General features: G+C 33.4%; 14 protein-coding genes. 5 read left to right on the forward strand and 9 right to left on the reverse strand.

Annotated features, from left to right (window positions below):
• Nucleotides 1–86 precede the first annotated feature (86 nt).
• The 4 genes from AVL50_RS10900 to AVL50_RS10915 form a co-directional block, all read right to left on the reverse strand.
• Nucleotides 87–866 carry a DUF481 domain-containing protein gene (locus AVL50_RS10900; RefSeq protein WP_062616527.1) on the reverse strand — a complete coding sequence of 260 codons (780 nt, stop codon included), beginning with the start codon at nt 864–866 and terminating at the stop codon, nt 87–89.
• 1,163 nt (nt 867–2,029) lie between these two features.
• On the reverse strand, nt 2,030–3,340 hold the full coding sequence (locus tag AVL50_RS10905; RefSeq protein ID WP_062616528.1) for a TolC family protein: 1,311 nt from the start codon (nt 3,338–3,340) through the stop codon (nt 2,030–2,032).
• A 5-nt stretch (nt 3,341–3,345) separates the two neighbouring features.
• Entirely contained in the window at nt 3,346–6,375 is a 3,030-nt protein-coding gene (locus tag AVL50_RS10910; protein WP_062616529.1) for an efflux RND transporter permease subunit, read from the reverse strand.
• Between the two features lie 24 nt (nt 6,376–6,399).
• On the reverse strand, nt 6,400–7,488 hold the full coding sequence (locus AVL50_RS10915) for an efflux RND transporter periplasmic adaptor subunit (RefSeq protein ID WP_062616530.1): 1,089 nt from the start codon (nt 7,486–7,488) through the stop codon (nt 6,400–6,402).
• A 283-nt stretch (nt 7,489–7,771) separates the two neighbouring features.
• Between AVL50_RS10915 and AVL50_RS10920 the strand changes: the two genes are divergently transcribed.
• Complete coding sequence (locus AVL50_RS10920) at nt 7,772–8,290, forward strand: hypothetical protein (protein ID WP_062616531.1); 519 nt, start codon at nt 7,772–7,774, stop codon at nt 8,288–8,290.
• Between the two features lie 231 nt (nt 8,291–8,521).
• On the opposite strand, the gene AVL50_RS10925 is transcribed toward AVL50_RS10920, so the two are convergent.
• Nucleotides 8,522–8,917 carry a M48 family metallopeptidase gene (locus AVL50_RS10925; RefSeq protein WP_062616532.1) on the reverse strand — a complete coding sequence of 132 codons (396 nt, stop codon included), beginning with the start codon at nt 8,915–8,917 and terminating at the stop codon, nt 8,522–8,524.
• Between the two features lie 283 nt (nt 8,918–9,200).
• Nucleotides 9,201–9,743: a DUF3944 domain-containing protein gene (locus AVL50_RS10930; RefSeq protein WP_062616533.1), complete on the reverse strand. Its 543-nt coding sequence runs from the start codon at nt 9,741–9,743 to the stop codon at nt 9,201–9,203.
• A gap of 195 nt (nt 9,744–9,938) precedes the next feature.
• Between AVL50_RS10930 and AVL50_RS10935 the strand changes: the two genes are divergently transcribed.
• The 4 genes from AVL50_RS10935 to AVL50_RS10950 all read left to right on the forward strand — a co-directional run bounded on the left by AVL50_RS10935 (nt 9,939) and on the right by AVL50_RS10950 (nt 13,309).
• Nucleotides 9,939–11,261, forward strand: coding sequence for a DEAD/DEAH box helicase (locus tag AVL50_RS10935; protein ID WP_062616534.1), 1,323 nt, complete (start codon nt 9,939–9,941; stop codon nt 11,259–11,261).
• A gap of 99 nt (nt 11,262–11,360) precedes the next feature.
• On the forward strand, nt 11,361–12,248 hold the full coding sequence (locus tag AVL50_RS10940) for a bile acid:sodium symporter family protein (protein WP_062616535.1): 888 nt from the start codon (nt 11,361–11,363) through the stop codon (nt 12,246–12,248).
• 81 nt (nt 12,249–12,329) lie between these two features.
• Complete coding sequence (locus AVL50_RS10945) at nt 12,330–12,680, forward strand: hypothetical protein (protein WP_062616536.1); 351 nt, start codon at nt 12,330–12,332, stop codon at nt 12,678–12,680.
• An 86-nt stretch (nt 12,681–12,766) separates the two neighbouring features.
• On the forward strand, nt 12,767–13,309 hold the full coding sequence (locus AVL50_RS10950) for a sigma-70 family RNA polymerase sigma factor (protein ID WP_062616537.1): 543 nt from the start codon (nt 12,767–12,769) through the stop codon (nt 13,307–13,309).
• Between the two features lie 322 nt (nt 13,310–13,631).
• Here the strand turns inward: AVL50_RS10950 and AVL50_RS10955 are convergent, their stop codons facing one another.
• From AVL50_RS10955 to AVL50_RS10960, 3 genes are all read right to left on the reverse strand, one after another.
• On the reverse strand, nt 13,632–14,330 hold the full coding sequence (locus AVL50_RS10955; protein WP_062616538.1) for a CatA-like O-acetyltransferase: 699 nt from the start codon (nt 14,328–14,330) through the stop codon (nt 13,632–13,634).
• Between the two features lie 141 nt (nt 14,331–14,471).
• Entirely contained in the window at nt 14,472–14,618 is a 147-nt protein-coding gene (locus AVL50_RS32955) for a hypothetical protein (RefSeq protein ID WP_157491272.1), read from the reverse strand.
• Between the two features lie 117 nt (nt 14,619–14,735).
• Entirely contained in the window at nt 14,736–17,222 is a 2,487-nt protein-coding gene (locus AVL50_RS10960; protein WP_157491273.1) for a hypothetical protein, read from the reverse strand.
• Nucleotides 17,223–17,544 lie beyond the last annotated feature (322 nt).

Below are 17,544 nucleotides of genomic sequence, written 5' to 3' on the forward strand. Positions count from 1 at the left end.
AATCGTGTTGTGAAGAGGAGGGATATTGAAAAATGGCTTAATAAGTGTGTCTAAATGTGATAGTAAATTCATCGAAATTCAACCTGTTAGAAATTATATCCTATTCCATTGATGATTGTGTAGTTCAATTTATCAATAGGAACATAAGGTTGATTTTCATACCATAAAGTGAAATTATTATTGAAATAAAGCTTTTTTGAGATTTTGAAATTCAAATTGGCCACCGTACTGATTCTATATGCGTCCATGGTTGAATATTTTGATTGGAAATAAGTAGTGAAATTAAAGAACACATGATCCGAAATATCAGATCTATAGGTGATATAAAGGTTCCACCTTGCAATAGACGGTTGGGCCTTTGTGACTATGGTTTCATTGTCAGTAACTTCTTCCCAATACCAGTTTTCATTTTCGTAAAAAGACCCTAATCCAATGGCTAAATGATCTGTATCATTATCAATAGGGTTGTACCTGAAATTACCCCCAATCAGAAAACGCTCATTCATTCCTTTTACCTGATCATATTGGAGCTGGGAAAATACCTCATAAGAAATCTTTCTATTCTTTAAGAACTCAATACGACCATGAATGAAGCCATTTTGAAGTAGATCAAAACCTTCTGAGTTTAAAAAAGACAAATCAGAGATGAGTACCAAGTCGTTGACTTTACCCACTCTAGCAAAGTTTGTTTTCAACCCGCCTCCTTGGGTTCTAATTTGTTGATTGATGAGTCTATAGTTTAAAGCAATATTGCCCACCCAATGTACAGAATCGCCTTGATCAAGTCTGGCTTTTTCTACATTTAAGATTTGAGCTTGAAGATGATAGGAATAAAATATGGTGATAAGGAGTAATAAATAACGCATTGAAGTCTTTGTTCTGTTTAGATTAAAGACCAAAATTAGAGAAGTATTTTGCAAATTAAAAAACTTCAAAAAGAACTATTTATAAGTGAATAAAATTCAGGTATTTAAATTAAGAGATGTTTTAATTAAGCTCTAAAGAAACCATTTATTCAACTAAAAAATAATCACATTAAATAAAGAGTAACATCTTTTGTTGCGGTTGTTATTGTTTATCTTTCTAAAGAGTGAGAATGTATTCATTTAATTATTTTGGTTAGGTAAAAGTGTGTTACATTATTCATTTCTAAGATCTTTTTTGAACATTTTATGGATACGTAATCTATTTATTTGTTTTTTTCTGACTTAAGAAAAGATATGCACTAAGGATTTTTATTATGGCGTTATAAGAATTATTGAATTTTCTGAGGAAACAGGTTTGAAATCTTTTTGCTGAAAGGGGTCGAAAAATAGATAAAAGGAAATAAGATTACGGAGTGACTTTGTCACTTTATGTTGGTTTTCAAACTTTTGAACGATGAGTAGGAAAGTGATACAGATATATATAGGCTTAAATTCAATCATTAACCTTTATTATCAAGTTTGGTGAGGTAATTCTACATTGGACTTTTTCATATTTTTAGGATCTAATTTGTGAAAAATTTAATTATAGTGAAAAGATTTTCTCTAAAATTATATATAATTTACAGTGTTATCTAAAAATATGTTAAAATCATGCAGGTAATATTATACACATTATTGAGGTGATTAAAATATCATTTACATTAGTGGTATAATAAATCTTAAAAGGAGGACAACGTTTCGGTCTGAGTTTTAAGTTTAATGAGTACGCTGGAAATTTTTTTATTACCTCAAGTTTTTTTTAAAATGCTATACACTTTCATGCACAAATCTTGACTAATCCTCCTCATCCATTTTATGTACGACTTTCTCCATTTTTAAAGCAAAAAAGGAGATTAGATAGAAGGTTACTATGTAGTGATAATAGTACTATTGTTAATCATTTTATTTATTAGATAAAATTACTCTATTCTAAATTGTCATCCCGGTATATGTAAAGTGGGATGGCTTTTTTGTGTTAAATCGTTATTGAAAAAAGAACAAAAGCAAGAGGAAGAGGAGCCAATTTATGTTGACTCCCCTTTATTTGTTTTTAATACTTATTCTTATTTAGCTCGATATAAATCGCCACTGGCCTTTTCAATATTTGTACATGCTACTTTATATTTCACCTTTGCATCAATGTATTCAGCATAAGCAAGTTGCCAGTTTACTTGTGCATCAGTAACTTCTAGGATTGGAGATAACCCATCTTTATAACGGTCTATGATCATCTTCAAATTTTCATTTGCCTTCACTAACGAGGCTTTGGTCAATTCGACTCTTTTGGAAGCTTCATCTAAAACATACATTGCTTCATTGATATCCAAAATCACCTGATCTGTCATTTTTTCTTTGTGTAATACAGCAATTTCTGTTTCTATTTTTCGGGCCGCCATTTCTCTTTTCTTTTTCCCTGAATGATAAATGGGAATTGAAAAGCCAGCTCCAGCATAGTAATTTCCCTCTGGGGTATTGGCTAACTGTGGACTTGGAGCACCGTAAACCCCTTTAGCAAAAACATGCAAATTACCTTTGTATTTTGATGCTGTAAGGTCAGCATTTGCATGAGTGGCCTTTACTTCCGCTATAGATTGTCTGATTTCTGCTCTTTGATCCAAAGCTCTTGAAACTACATCATTGGTATCAAAAATGAACTCAGAGAAGTCCACAGTATCTTCAACTATTGTAGTGGAAATGATTTCTTTTCCCATTAATCTATTTAAATTCATGATTGAAATGTTATAATTATTTTGAGCTTTTAAGACTTCTAGTTCAGCTTCATTAAGCTTCACTTCTGCCATTAGAAGATCATTTCTACTTACAATTTCCGCTTCATATTTATTTTTAGCTACATCAACTAAAGTTTTCACAGAGTTTTGATATTGGTGAGCAAGTTCTAAAGCCTCTTTGTCGCCAACACTTTTCCAATACAATTGATCTGCATAAAACAATAATTCAGAACCAGTGAAATCACGATGTGCAGAAGCAATTTCTTTTTTCATTTGTGCCAACTTGATGGAACTTTTGATTTTCCCACCGGTATAAAGATTTTGTTTGATTGTGACATTGGCGTTATAATTATGATGTACTGGCAACCATTCACCAATAGGAGCGTCACTAGGTTTGAAACCAGTAGGATCAAATGGACGGCCGGTATAACTGTAGTTTGCACCTGCATCAATTCTTGGTCCTTTATCACTGTGTGCTACTTTTATATATTCTTCAGCCGCATTGATTTGCATTTGTGCAGACTGAATATCTTGATTGTATTCCAATACTTTTTGTCTGTAATCCTTCACTTTCAATACTTCTTGTGCATTGATGTTGAATGAAAAATAGAAAGTAGAAAAAACGAATATGATATATTTTTTCATGACAATTAGGCCTTTTTTAAGTTGAAGAAAATCGCGTAGAAAATAGGTAGTACTACGAGAGTGGCTATTGTAGCGGCAAATAAACCTCCCATAATTGCAGCTGCCATACCTCCGAATAATGGATCAGTTATGATTGGTGCCATACCTAGAATGGTAGTTGCCGCTGCCATAGAAACCGGAATTGTTCTTGAAAGTGCCGCCATGATCAAAGCGTCGTATTCATTCAAACCATTTTCCATTTCAATTTCTATTTGTTCTACCAAGACAATGGCGTTTTTGATGACCATTCCAACAAGGCCGAGCAAACCAAGGATAGCCATAAAACCGATGGTCTGTCCAAATACTTTCATTCCTAGTATGATACCCACCCATATCAATGGCAAAATGGCAATTATGGCTAATGGTTTTCTAAACCCTTTGAACAAGATGATTAGTACCCCCAGCATCAAAACGGCAGCAACAGGAAGGGGTGCCGAAATGGCCTCATTAGATTGTTGCTGATATCTTTTTAGGCCGTCCCAGAATAAAGTATAACCTTCAGGAAGTTCCATTGCTTCAATAAGAGGTACAATCTCATTTTCAACTTCAGGGCTTTCATAGCCTAAAACCACATCACATTGTACTGCAATCATTCGCTGGCGATTATATCTCCAAATCCAGTCTTCTTCATATTTGTATTCGTAATCGTCTACAATTTGATCAAGCGTAACCATTTTACCTTCATCAGAGAAAACAGGCATTGTACCGAGGTTGCTGTTATCATAATTCTTTCTAGAAATCTCTTTTACAAGAATAGGCATTCTCTTATCTCTTTCTCTGTATTCACCTACTTGTACACCTTCTCTAAGCATTCTTGTTGCAGTAGCAATATGTTCTTTTGTAACCCCTAGTCTTCTTCCTTTCTCCTCAGAGTAAATAGGTTTCCAGATTGGTGTTTTTTCACGCCAGTTATCTCTTATATTTTTGGCTGTTTGAACATGAGCAATTCTTTCTTTGGCTTCTTCAGCCAATGCTCTCAATACCTCAGGGTCAGGTCCTGTAAAACAAGCTTCTATATCTGCTTTTGGTGTAGGTGCCGCTTTGAATAACTGAAATACACTTATAGCATGCGGTAAACTGTCTTGAGCAAATTGCTGTGCTCGTTCCATTACTTCATTAGACATAGATGGATCTTTTACTTCCACCAAGAAAGAGGCTAGGTTTCTAGTACTACTCCATGAAACAGAAGCTAGATAGTACCTTGGGGGAGTACTGCCCACTGTAATTGATACTTTTTCGACTTCTTCTTGTGCCAATAAGAAATTCTCTAGCTTTTTAGAATCTTCATAGGTAAAATCAATGGGTGTGTCTGCAGGCAACCAATAATCTACTTTGAATAGAGGTTTGGAAACGAAGGGAAAGAAACTTTGCTTCACAGTATTTCCCCACATAACAAAGCCAGTAAACACTAAAACTACTCCACCTAAACTCAACCATCTATGTTGAATTAATTTTTCAATTAAACGTTTGAATGATTTAAAAAACACATTATCATAAGGATCACCCGTTTCTTTAGGTTCTTTTAGTATGAAGTCACCATAAACGACCGTTTGTGTCAATGCAAATACCCAGCTTAATAATAATGAAATAGAAAGAACATAAAATAATGGCTGAATAGTCTCTGCAGTATCATCAGTGGCCATGGCCAACGGAAGGAAAGAGAAAATGGCAATAAAAGTTGCTCCAAATAATCCCCATTGAGGAATTGAGGCTCCTTTGATTAAAGCATCTTTTTTCTTTTCCCCTTTTTTCATGGTATTTATTGCATTGTCTGCCACAACAATGGCATTATCAACTAACATACCCATTGCAATGATAATGGCGGCAAGTGTTGTTCTATTCAAAGTCAAGCCGATTTGTTCCATGAAAACCAGTGTGGTTACAATAGCAAATACTAAGCTGGAACCGATCAGTAAACTTGGTCGAACACCCATAGCAAACATTAGAATTAAAACTACAATCACTACAGACATTACCAAGTTGTCAATGAAATCCATGTTCGCTTCTTGAGCTACTTGATCTTCATGATAGAGGCCCACAAGCTCCAATCCAACAGGAATTGTTGCTTTTAATTCATCTAGTTTTGCATCCACCTTTTCACCAGTTTCAACAATATTTAGTCCAGCTTCATTAGATACCGCAATACCGATAGCAGGTTTTCCGCTTACCCTCATTAGTACATCGGCAGGGTCTTGAAAACCTTGTTTTACGGAGGCAATATCTTTCAGACGGAATTGCTGTCCATTTTTTCCTTTGATAATTAAATCTTGAATGTCTTCTATACTTGAAAAAGAATTGGTGGCATCTACTTTCAATGACGTTCTACCAGAATTAAAAGTACCGCCTTGTACAATTTTGTTGTGTCGTTCAATGGTTTTGAAAACATCATTAGGACTAACTCCAAGATTGGCTAATTTTGTTTGTGAAATTTCTACATCAATCACAGGGTTTTGTTCACCATACAATACCACTTTTGCTACTCCTTTGAGGGGTTTTAAATTCTTTTGAATATAAATTGCATAGTCTCTTAATATGCTTGGATCTACACCTTCTTCAGCCTTCAAAGCATAATACATTCCTAATACATCACCAAAATTGTCATTGATGTTGATAGGGCCGGCTCCTTCCGGAAGGTTAATCTCAGCATCTCTCACTCTACGTCTGATTTCATCCCACTTTTGCTGCAACTGATCTGGATCATAGTTAGGAACAATTTCAACATCAATCTGAGATAAGCCTCTTCTCGATTCAGATTTAATTTGTTTTAAATAACCAACATTCTGAAGTTCCTTTTCAATTACTTCTGTCACTAATTCTTCTACTTCCCACTGCGTAGCACCAGGGTATTCTGTAGTGATAATCACTTGTTTGATGGTGAAAGGAGCATCTTCTTGTTTTCCAAGGTTGAAGAAAGACTGAATTCCTGCTACAAGCAATACAACAAGAAAGAAGTGTATTACTTTTTTATTTTCGATTGAATACTTTGCAATACTCATAATTTATCTTTTTGAAGTGGAGGATTATTTTGAAGTAGTTGGATTAAAATCAAGCACTCTAGCTTTTTGTCCATCATGAAGTAAATTAGCACCATATTCAACCACCAATTCACCTGATTTTAGTCCCCCAAGTATTTGTATTTTGTCTTTATCGACGAGCTTACCTAATCGTACATTTCTTTTGGAAACTTCTTTTTTGAAAGCATCAAAAATCATTACTGAAGGTTTATGATCCGCACCTTTTTGTACTACTGAATAGACGGGCAACAAAATTACATCTTCATTGGATTGGTCATTTTGCTCCATTTCTACCGTTACCTGACATGCCATGCCAGAACCAACAGGTGTTTCACTTTGCATATCTTGTGTGGTATTGAGGTATAGAAAAACAGGAAATCCTGTAGCACCTTCAGATCGGGCGCCAATTTCTTTGAGGGTTGCATCAAAGATTACATCAGGGTAGGCGTTTAATTTTACTTTAAAACTTGTTACATGATCAAAATAGCGGATAAAGTTTTCAGGTATAGTGAATTTTACTTCTATAGCTGAGAAATCTAGAAGGCTAGCAATTGGTTGTTTCGCAGTAACTTCTTGATAATTTTCAACTAATTTTTTTGCTACAATAGCATTAAAAGGAGCATATAATTTTGTGTCTTTTAAAGCATTTTCTGCATCTTCAAAATCAGATTTAGCAATTAAATACGCAGCTAATTTTTGGTCATATTCATTCTGTGGAATTGATCCTTTTGCTAAAAGCCCTTCATATCTAATTTTTTCTGATTTTGCTTGAATAAAGCGAGCTTTTTTTGCCTGCACTTTAATTTTAAAGTCACGAGGATCAATTTCTGCTATTAAATTTCCTTTTTTAATGTGTTGCCCTTCTTCAGCATTTAATTTGATCAATGGACCACCAACTCTAAAAGATAGACTAGACTCTTTTGTTTCTTTTGTTGTTGCACTAAATGTTTTATTTGAAAGATAATCTGCTGTTGTAGTGGTTATAACTTTTACAGGTCTAATAATTTCTTCTTTTTGTTCCTCTCGTTCAGAACAAGAAAATAATGATGAGAGCACAAAAAGTGATGAGATAGATATTGTTACTATTTTTTTCATATCAATTAAGTGAGTTATCTGTAATAATGATTATGTATTCTAATACGATACAGTTCGAACGAATGATTAGTTTTTAGTGTTAATAAATTTTATTCTGTTATTTCACCCAGTTTCTTTTCAAGTCATTCCAATAAGAATGAAACTACTGGCACATTATTCATTATCTTGAAGAGCATAAAGCAATCATCATTTTTGATCGAAAAGCGATTATTCTTTCAAGAGTAAAATCTAATTTGTATCATTGTGTGATGATTATTTAGATCAATTCTAATTTAAACTAAACATGGCAAAGAAAAATACAACTGCTTACTGGATGAGGATTATCCATCGTTATCTAGGATTTTTTTTAGCAGGTATCATGGCTGTCTATTCATTCAGCGGCATTATTTTAATTTTTAGAGACACTGATTTTCTAAAAAGAGATTATTACTTTGAAAAAACGGTAGATGCAGGTTTACCCAAAGATCAAATTGGAAAAGCAATTGGCGTCAGAAGACTTAAAGTCGGTAAAGTAGAAGGGGATGTATACCATTATAAACAAGGTACTTATAATGTAAAGACAGGAGAGGCAAAGTATACTTTAAAGAAGCAACCGTATATGATTGAAAAAATGAATCATATGCATAAGGCAACATCAGGTGATCCACTTTTCTTTTTGAATATCTTCTTTGGAGTTTCATTATTCTTTTTTGTGCTTTCAACATTCTGGATGTTTGCACCAAAGACAAAAATCTTCAAAAAAGGAATTTATTTTACGCTAGGAGGTATAGCATTGACATTGTTTGTTTTATTTTTTGAGTAAAAAAATAATATTCCGATAAAATGTTCCCCAATTGATTTTGTAAGATCGATTGGGGAATTTTTATACATAAAAAAATCCCTCCAAGAATTACTTCTCGAAGGGATACACTTCATTTATTAGATAAAGTAGTTATATGTATATGCACTATTACAACAAACTATTCATTTATAATAGCATTGACCATTTCAGTGCTTTTCCTATCTAATGGTAAAAGCACCATTGATTTTATAATTATTTTCTACCGTAAACCAAGACTTTTCTTTGGATACTATCTCTAAGATCTTTTTCAATTGTTGTGATGTCCGTAGAAAGTGCTTTCATATAAGTTTCTAAAGCTTTTTCAGTGTTTCCTAATCTTACATAGTAATCACCTAAAACTTCTAAGTTTTCTGCGTTTTCATCAATTGAAATTGCTGTGTCGATCCATTCTTTTGCTAATTCTAAATCAGCATTCCAGTTGATTGCTAGTGATGCAGCTTTTGTATAAGTAGCCCAATCATTGGCATCTGCATTTGCAACCATTTCTGATAACTTTGATGTATTTGATTCATCTGAATTTTCAATGTTAGAAGCAAAAGAAACAACTGAAGATAATGCAATAACTAAAGAGATAAATAACTTTTTCATAAGAGTATAAATTTTAAGTTTCTGTAAATGTTTACGTTATGTTTTACGCTTAACTTAGATTCCATCTTTGTGCCATAAAATCATAACTATCAGTTATACAGTTGTTTATATGTTTATTGAGTGATTTTCTCTTTGTTATCAATGTTCAATTCCGAACATAAAATACTAAAACAGCACATTTTCTGACACATTTTTTGAGAATGGGCATTTATAGAAATATTAAAGTTTCAAGATGTACCATAATGCTTCTTATTCTAGATTAAATGTTTCTAATTGAATGGTTTTATTTTAATAAAGTTTCTCTACCCTTTTGCTGACTTCCCTTTCCAAGGTTTGCCCTTAATAATGAAACATAAATGACAGCAGGTAGAACACATCTATCGCTAGGGTTTTCTTTGATCTCATCAATCATCCCTTCTTTAACCAATATTTCGAAAGGGAGTGAAGTCATTCCTGAATTTTTGATACCTAACGCTTTTTCATGTAAACCATTTAAAAGCCTTTGTTCTAAATTCAGACAACTCTCATGTAACGAAAATTGGATGGATAATTTATTTAATAGATTTTGAAGTATTTGTTGATAAGGCACTTTCTCTTTACGTAAGAGCCCTGCTAGTGTGGTGTTACCGAGAATTTGTAATTCTTTCCCGATTCGATGTGAAAATTTATAGTAATCTTCTTCAAATACTTGTGCTTCTACAGAATGAAGCAACCGACTTCTTTTTCTTAAAGTCTGATCTTCCTCAAAACATAAAATATTAAATAAAATACCTAATTGTTCGTTAGTACATTCGCCTATAAATTGTAAATCTCTATCCAGGACCATTGTTCATTATTTTTGTTTGACTATTAACTTATACTGTTAAAATGAAGGAAAGATTAATTTATTTGACTATGTTGCGGGAGGTTAACGTATGATTACATTCTATGGCTTTTGAATTCATCACATTATGTTATATTCGCATCCTCTTTCTATTTTCGGGGGAGTGAAGTATATTCCATAAATCAATATTAAAGCACCATGAAAAAGCATAATCAATCTTTAGATCAAATACAAAAACATCTTGGTTTTCAATCTTTTAATACTATTCAAAAGGAAACGATAGAGCATTCTAAAAAGAGTGAAGAATTGATTTTGCTTTCACCAACAGGTTCAGGTAAAACACTTGCTTTTTTATTGCCCTTGATTGACAAAATCAATGTTGATTTAAAAGAAGTGCAATGTGTTATTATTGCTCCATCAAGGGAATTAGCTTTACAGATTGAAGGTGTTTTTAAAAGTATGGGTACCGCTTTTTCAATTAATAGTGTTTATGGTGGACATTCATTTAAAATTGAAGAGAAAAATTTATCTAACCCACCTCACGTTTTGGTAGGAACACCCGGAAGGTTAGCGGATCATATTGATAAAGAAACGTTTGATTTCAGTTGTGTTGAATACTTAATTCTTGATGAGTTTGACAAAGCATTAGAGTTTGGATTTCAGAATGATATGGAATTTATCATTGAAGAATTGAGATCGATTCATTATAAAATGTTGACTTCAGCTACTGAAAGCGATGAAATTCCTGCTTTTGTGAAAATGGAAGACCCAGTCATAATGAATCATTTGGGAGGGCAATTACCTCCAAAGCTAGAATTGAAATATGTACAAGCTGATGGTGTAGATAAATTGGCAGTTCTTTTTAAATTGATTTGTAGAGTGGCAAGTGAACCTACATTGATTTTCTGTAATCACAGAGCGGCAGTAGATCGAATAAGTGAGCATCTAAAAGAAAATAACATTCCTCATGAATCTTTCCATGGAGGTATGGATCAGGAACAAAGAGAAAGAGCATTGACAAAATTCAGAAATGGCTCTGTACACGTTTTCTTGACAACAGATTTAGCGGCAAGAGGATTGGATATTCCATCAATCAAACATGTCATTCATTACCAATTGCCTCCTAAGGAAGATGCCTTTATTCATCGCAATGGTAGAACTGCCAGAATGGATAAAGAAGGAGTGACTTACCTTGTAATGTCATCAGAAGATGAGTTTCCTGATTATATTGAAGATAGACCTATTCATTTATCGTTACCTTCTATAGAGGAAATGCCACAACTTCCTGTGTGGGAAACGTTGTATATCAGTGGTGGGAAGAAGAATAAAATCAACAAAATCGATATTGTAGGTTTATTGGCCAAGAAAGGAAAGTTACAGAAAGAAGAGATTGGTTTAATAGAGGTAAAAGACTTTATGTCTTTTGTGGCTGTAACAAGATCGAAGGCTAAAAAGGTAGCTGAAATTGTCAATAAAGAAAAAGTAAAGAAGATAAAAGTAAGAGTTGCAGTTGCAAAATAACGGTTTTGGCATGATTCTATACTAAAATAGTGGAGTATTTAATCTAACTATAACCCCTGAGAAATCAGAGTATTTCTTAGGTCATAAACTACTGTTACTATGAATCAAACTAGCACCTTATTATTAGGTATTGCCTTGGCAATTATTATGCTTGGCATGGGATTATCATTGGTACCTGATGATTTTAAAAGGATTCTGAAAAAACCTTGGGCAGTTTTAATCGGATTGGTTTTACAAATTGTTTGTTTGCCAATCATTGCATTTGGCATTGCTTATTATTTAGCATTACCGTCTTTCATTGCTTTAGGGCTTATTATTTTGGCGGCATGTCCTGGCGGGCCAACCTCCAATCTTATCACGCACTTGGCAAATGGAGATACTGCATTGTCGGTGACACTAACGGCGGTAAGTAGTTTTGCCACTATTATCACTATTCCTTTTGTGATCAATTTAGGTTCTTCCTTTTTCTTGAGCCAAGATCAAACTATTCTTTTGGATGTACCAGATACTATCAAGAAGATTATGATTGTCAGTATTATTCCAATCATTTTAGGAATGAGTATTCGAAAGTTTTTACCTGGCTTTGCTCAAAAAATGGCAAAACCTACCAGAATTGCCTCAGCAGTGATTTTGATTGTAATGATTGTCGGTATTGTTGTGAAAGAAAGAAATAATGTAGTGGCCTATTTTGCTCAGGCAGGAATGGCTACACTCTTATTGAATGTCTTCACCATGGGCTTAGGCTATGGAATTGCACGATTAGCTCAATTAAAATCAGCACAAGCCACTTCTATTGCCATCGAAACAGGTATTCAAAACGGTACAATGGCCATCACGATTGCAATTGGTATTATGGGAAGGGTAGATCTTTCTATTGCAGCAGGTGTTTATTCATTGATTATGTTTTTCACTTCAGGAGCAATCATCTTTATTTTTTCTAAGAAAAACAAAAAAGAGGAATCATTAGAGTTGTCGGAATATAAATAATAACTCTAAATAGCTATACAATAGCCCTATGATATTCGTGTCATAGGGCTATTTTTATGTATTTTTACGAAAAAATATGTTATGGCAGAAAGAAGAGAAGTAAGAGAGGAAGAACTCGTTTTAGTAAAGCATTTGATACAATTGGGAGGGGAAAACCCCTCTGATTTTGAGTTGCCAATGATGGTAGATGATTATGAAAATGCGGTAATGGGAAGTATTAATTTTACGGAACCTGAAAAATCACCTTATAAAGGAGATATAGTTCAAGTAGTTTACAGAGATGTAGATAGGGTTCCTGTGGTAATTACTTTGACCAAAAATGAAAACAATGAAATCTTGGATATGGATTTCTGGAAAAAAGATTTTTCAAAACTTCAACAGTATCCAAAGCCTGAAGATGTACAAATCTTCAATAATAATGGATTAGTTTAGAGTGAGTTACAGTACAGGTAAAAAAAGCAGTATTGTATAATGCGTCTTTTTCAGTTTTTTACGTCTACAATCCAAAAGTATAAAATATGAATACAAAGGACATTTGGAATACTTTTCATCAAGAGTTGGAAGGGTTTATTGCTTCTAAAATTAATGAAAAAGACGAGGCAGAAGATATTCTTCAAGATGTTTTTATTAAAATACATGAGAAGAAAGCACTCCTGAAAGATGAGAAGCAATTGGGCAGTTGGATTTATCAGATTACAAGAAACTCAATTATAGATTTTTATAGAAAGAGAAAACAGAACAGTACTTTTGATGTAGAAAAGATTGATTTACCTGCGGAATTTGATGCTACAGACTCTAATCTTCAAGCCTGTGAAGCTTGTGTGAAGCCTTTTATTTTACAACTACCCGAAAAATATCAAGATGTTTTAATGAAAGTGACTTACCAGCGAGTATCTCAGAAGGAATATGCACAGCAGCATCAATTATCTTATTCTGCTGTTAAATCAAGAGTACAAAGAGGAAGAGAACAGTTAAAGCAATCTTTTGAAACTTGTTGTACACAGGTAGATGATGGTTTTGGTAATATTTCATTTCAATGTAAATCAGGTAATTGTAATTAATTTTTTTGTTTTTATACTTTTTTTGCGTCTTTTTTTAAAAGTCTCGTCTATTAGGGTGAAAACGGATTAATCACCTTTAAAAATAGAATAAGATGAACGATAAGGAAATCAAATGCGCAGAAAATAGCCAATGTACTTGTGATTGCAACTGCTGTAAATGTACTCAAGAAGAGAGCACAGGTTGTAAATGTACTTCAACTGATGCTGACTGTTGCTAAGCAAAAAAGTTAAACGAAAAAGGACCATAAGCTGAATTTTAAATCAACTTATGGTCCTTTTTTATAGAAGAGATGTTTCAAGCATGCTCTAATTTAATACCAGCCTAGCGGTTTAATATTTCTTCAAAATCGGCCATAAATCCTGATAGTACAAATGGATCAAGACTTGAGTGATCAAACGTAATAGACAAAGGAATAAACAACAGATCACCTTGTTGATAACGTTTGCCAAAATAGAAGTAAGGCCTTGCTGAATCCAAAGCAGACGCATGAAGCTGAAAGCTTGTGAACTGTAAGTTGGGTAAGTTGCCAATAAAATGTGCTGTAGCCCAAACTAACACAGGTAGAGGAGCAAAATCGCCTTCTCTATTGAAAGCATAGTCTACACACTTTTTATAATTACGGAAATACTCTTCTACTGTAGAATTGGCAGGATCTTCTACAATAATTTCAGTAAATCTTGTTTCACCACCTACAGCTATCGGAGAGAAAACGGGTAGGTTATCAAAGACATACCATTCGTTTTCTAGTTTTCTATACCTAAAATAAGGGTGCTTTTTCATTGCTTCGACCAATGCCCACATTAAGTAAGCGGTAAAAGAAGCTCCTTCATATTTTTTTAAATTGTCTTTATAATATTGGTAGCCCTTTGTAATATCTACTTGAAGGGTCATTTGTAGATTAGGTTCTCTAACAATCTCTTTTTGGTGAAAAAAATTCAACGACCATTGCTCATAAGAACTCACTTCGTCCATTTTTAATTTTTTACCACCGTATTTTTGGAGTAATTCTTCTTTTTCCATCTTATTTAATTTAGTCTGCAAAGATGTTTATTTTTTAAATGATAACACAGTGTATCCAAAGAGATTACTGTAAATAAGTTTAAATAAAAAGAGCTATATCGATCGTGATCAATATAGCTCTTTCAACTATTTTTTTATCTTTTAATTACCAGTGTAAACATGTGTTTGTGGTACCTCTTGGAGTGGATTTGAAGATTGACTTACTCCAAAATGAACGCCAATTAAAATAATGCCTAATGTACCGATAATTGCTGTAGCTCCTTTGATAACTTCTAAAATGTCTTTCATAGTATAGATTTTTTTATTGATTGAAGAGTTGTTCCTTCATTTTTAAAAAACGGCCAAACTATACTTGAGTTCAATACATTGCAGAGTGTTAACAAAAAGGGAGTTAATGCAGTGAAATTAATTATTTTTAAAGGTTGTTGTATTGTAAAATGGTTTGCCCGATGTTGTGATTCCTTCTATTTCAACTTGATAATCTGTTGCTTTGTCATCTGTATAAAAAGAAACGGTAGCTTTTCCGTTTTCATCAAAAATAATATTGGGTTCCCATAAAAGCGTAATTCTATGATCAGGCTTGGCGTGTTCATCTTTTTGAATATCATATTTTGGTTGATAGAAAGTCCTGCTGGTATAAAAGCCAGGAGAAGTGATGTTGTCCAATCCTGCCACTACATAGGAACCACCACCGCCTTGTCGTGTATAAATTGCAATCACTCCATTGATGGAATTACTTGTATAAATACTTCCTTCTGACATATCCAAAACATCAATAAAACCAACTTCTGTCATAGACATGGTTTGCAATAGTGATTTATCCACTTGGAAACCATCCAATATTACAGGTATATCAGACTCACCTGACGGTATTGCTTCACCATCTTCACTAAATGATCCTCCAGCAGATGAAAGGTAACCGGAACGGCGAAGTATTTGAGCTGTTTTCATTTCTTGAGTTAAAAACTCCCACACATTAAAACCAGATGCATAACCAAGTGAATCGGGAATCAGTCTGGCAGTGTAGTTGGAATGTAATTTTGAAGTAGGACTAAATTCATCTATTTCTGCTTCATCCTTAATTTCAATTTCATCAAGAATAATTGTTTTTGTACTGAAAGCACGGTCAATTTTCTCAATGTTCAAGATTTCTTTTTCAAATTGTGCCAACGAATTCCCTTTGGGTAAAATCGCTTTTTTCTCCTCTATAGGAGAGGTGAGAGGTGGCTCTAATTCAAAAATTGAAATTTTGACAGCATTGTTATTTGTAACTTTTTTTCTTCTTTCGCTGTATTTTTTTGCTTGAAAAATAAAGTTGGTAGAATCAAAGAAGACCATTCCCGTAAATGTAAAACCACCTTCATCATCCGTTAAAACAGAATCATGAATGAAACCTTTGTCTATTGAAGTCATTGAGATTTCAGCTTTTTGATATTTTTTTTCATTCCAGAAGTTGCTTGTTCTTCCTCTTAAAGAGATACCCGGTTCTGGAATAAACTGTAAATCTAAACTGTCTTTCGCTTCTTCTATCCAACTGATCTGTCTGAAACCTTGTGTGAGCATAAGATCATCTAAAGCATATTCTTTTTCATTATTATAGTTTTGAAAATACCAAGATGGGTTTTCTATATTACCATTCAATTCATTGGTCATGATCAACTGAGAAATAATATTATTTTTCTTTTGTGTAAGATCCACTAATTTTTGATCTACAATGGCAATGGAAGCATCACCATTTAGAGGTGCTCCGTTTTCGTCTTTAAGATCGATTGACAATTCTACTTTTTCTCTTTTTCTGAAGGTATTTTGATTAAGTTGAAGCTGGACATTTTGTGGTTTGTAATGGAAAATTACTCTTTCTACCACAGGTTGAAGTTTATGATTAAGTAACGTTAGTTTTATGATCCCATTATTCATATCACTTAATGACATTTTGATTGGAACAAGAGCTTTTCCAGGAGGACATTGCCATGAGTACAATACTTTGTTGTCTGAGGAAGCTAATAAATAACCTCCTTCTTGAAGGGCTCCATCATTCGAAATCACTTTTATAAATAAGTCGTCTCTTTTTACAACAAATAACGTTGTGCCTTTTTCTTTAGCGACTGGTAGCTCATACTTTTTGGGTGATTTGTCATGCTCATCCCAATCAAGTACAGCATAAAAACGATCTCCTTTTTCGGCATGAATATAAAAACTCCCCATTCCCAAAGTATTACTCTCTACTTTAGTGACGAGATAATCATTCTGATTATAAATTTTAGCTGAAAAAGCTTCACCATAACCGTTTTGATTGACCAGTTTAACACCCATTTTGGTCGATAATTGTTCAATAAACTGTCCACTTTCAGGGAAAAACTGAAGGTCATATTTTTTCTTTCTATTTAAAACTTGCTCATTTGTAGCACCCTCTTCCAGAACAATCTTTTCTGTTCTTAAAGAGTCAGGATTGATTTGATAAACTTGAATTTCTTGACTGAAAAAAGTGCTGTCACCAAAATTTCTCATCCAATTAGTGTAAGCACGGAGTCTGTATCTTCCTTCTTCTAAGTCAGTTCTCAACTTAAAGTCGCCATTACTGTGTTCCCCTTGTCCAAAGATTTTTCTTTCGTCTATAATTTCACCAGCAGGAGAGAGCAATTCGACATGTACCGATTTGCTCCATTGGTCGTTAGTAAGAGAAGAAGCTTTTCTTAGATAAACTTTAAACCATAAGTTTTCACCGGCCATATAATATGGCTTATCAGTATGGACGTAAAGGGCATCATTAGTTTTCAATCGGTTGTTGGTATTGATCATTTTTATTAATTGATCAATAGTAGATATGTTTTCCCAACTCGATAATATAAATATCGGGACAATAATTAGCAGGGAGAGTCGTAATAATCTCATTTCAGTAGTCACGTTTAGTTTGTTATTTAAAAAGTAAATGTACTATCATTTACTTCAAGTACTGTGACAAATTGATTTAATACAAATTCTAATTATTGTTTTGTAGTTATCCCCTTTAAAAAAGAACAATAGCACCACTGTTTATACCTTTTTTTGATGTGTCTACAATAAATATTAAAGAATTAATAATCAATTATTTTGGCCTTTGTACTTCTGAATTTAAAAATAAGAGAATGAATATTTAAGTACAAATTCAAAATTATCTAATACAAATTCTATTTATTGTTTTATGATTACTTCCTTCAAAAGACTTTTAGTAGAA

Origin of the sequence: Flammeovirga sp. SJP92, assembly GCF_001583495.1 — a bacterium.
Classification (GTDB): domain Bacteria; phylum Bacteroidota; class Bacteroidia; order Cytophagales; family Flammeovirgaceae; genus Flammeovirga.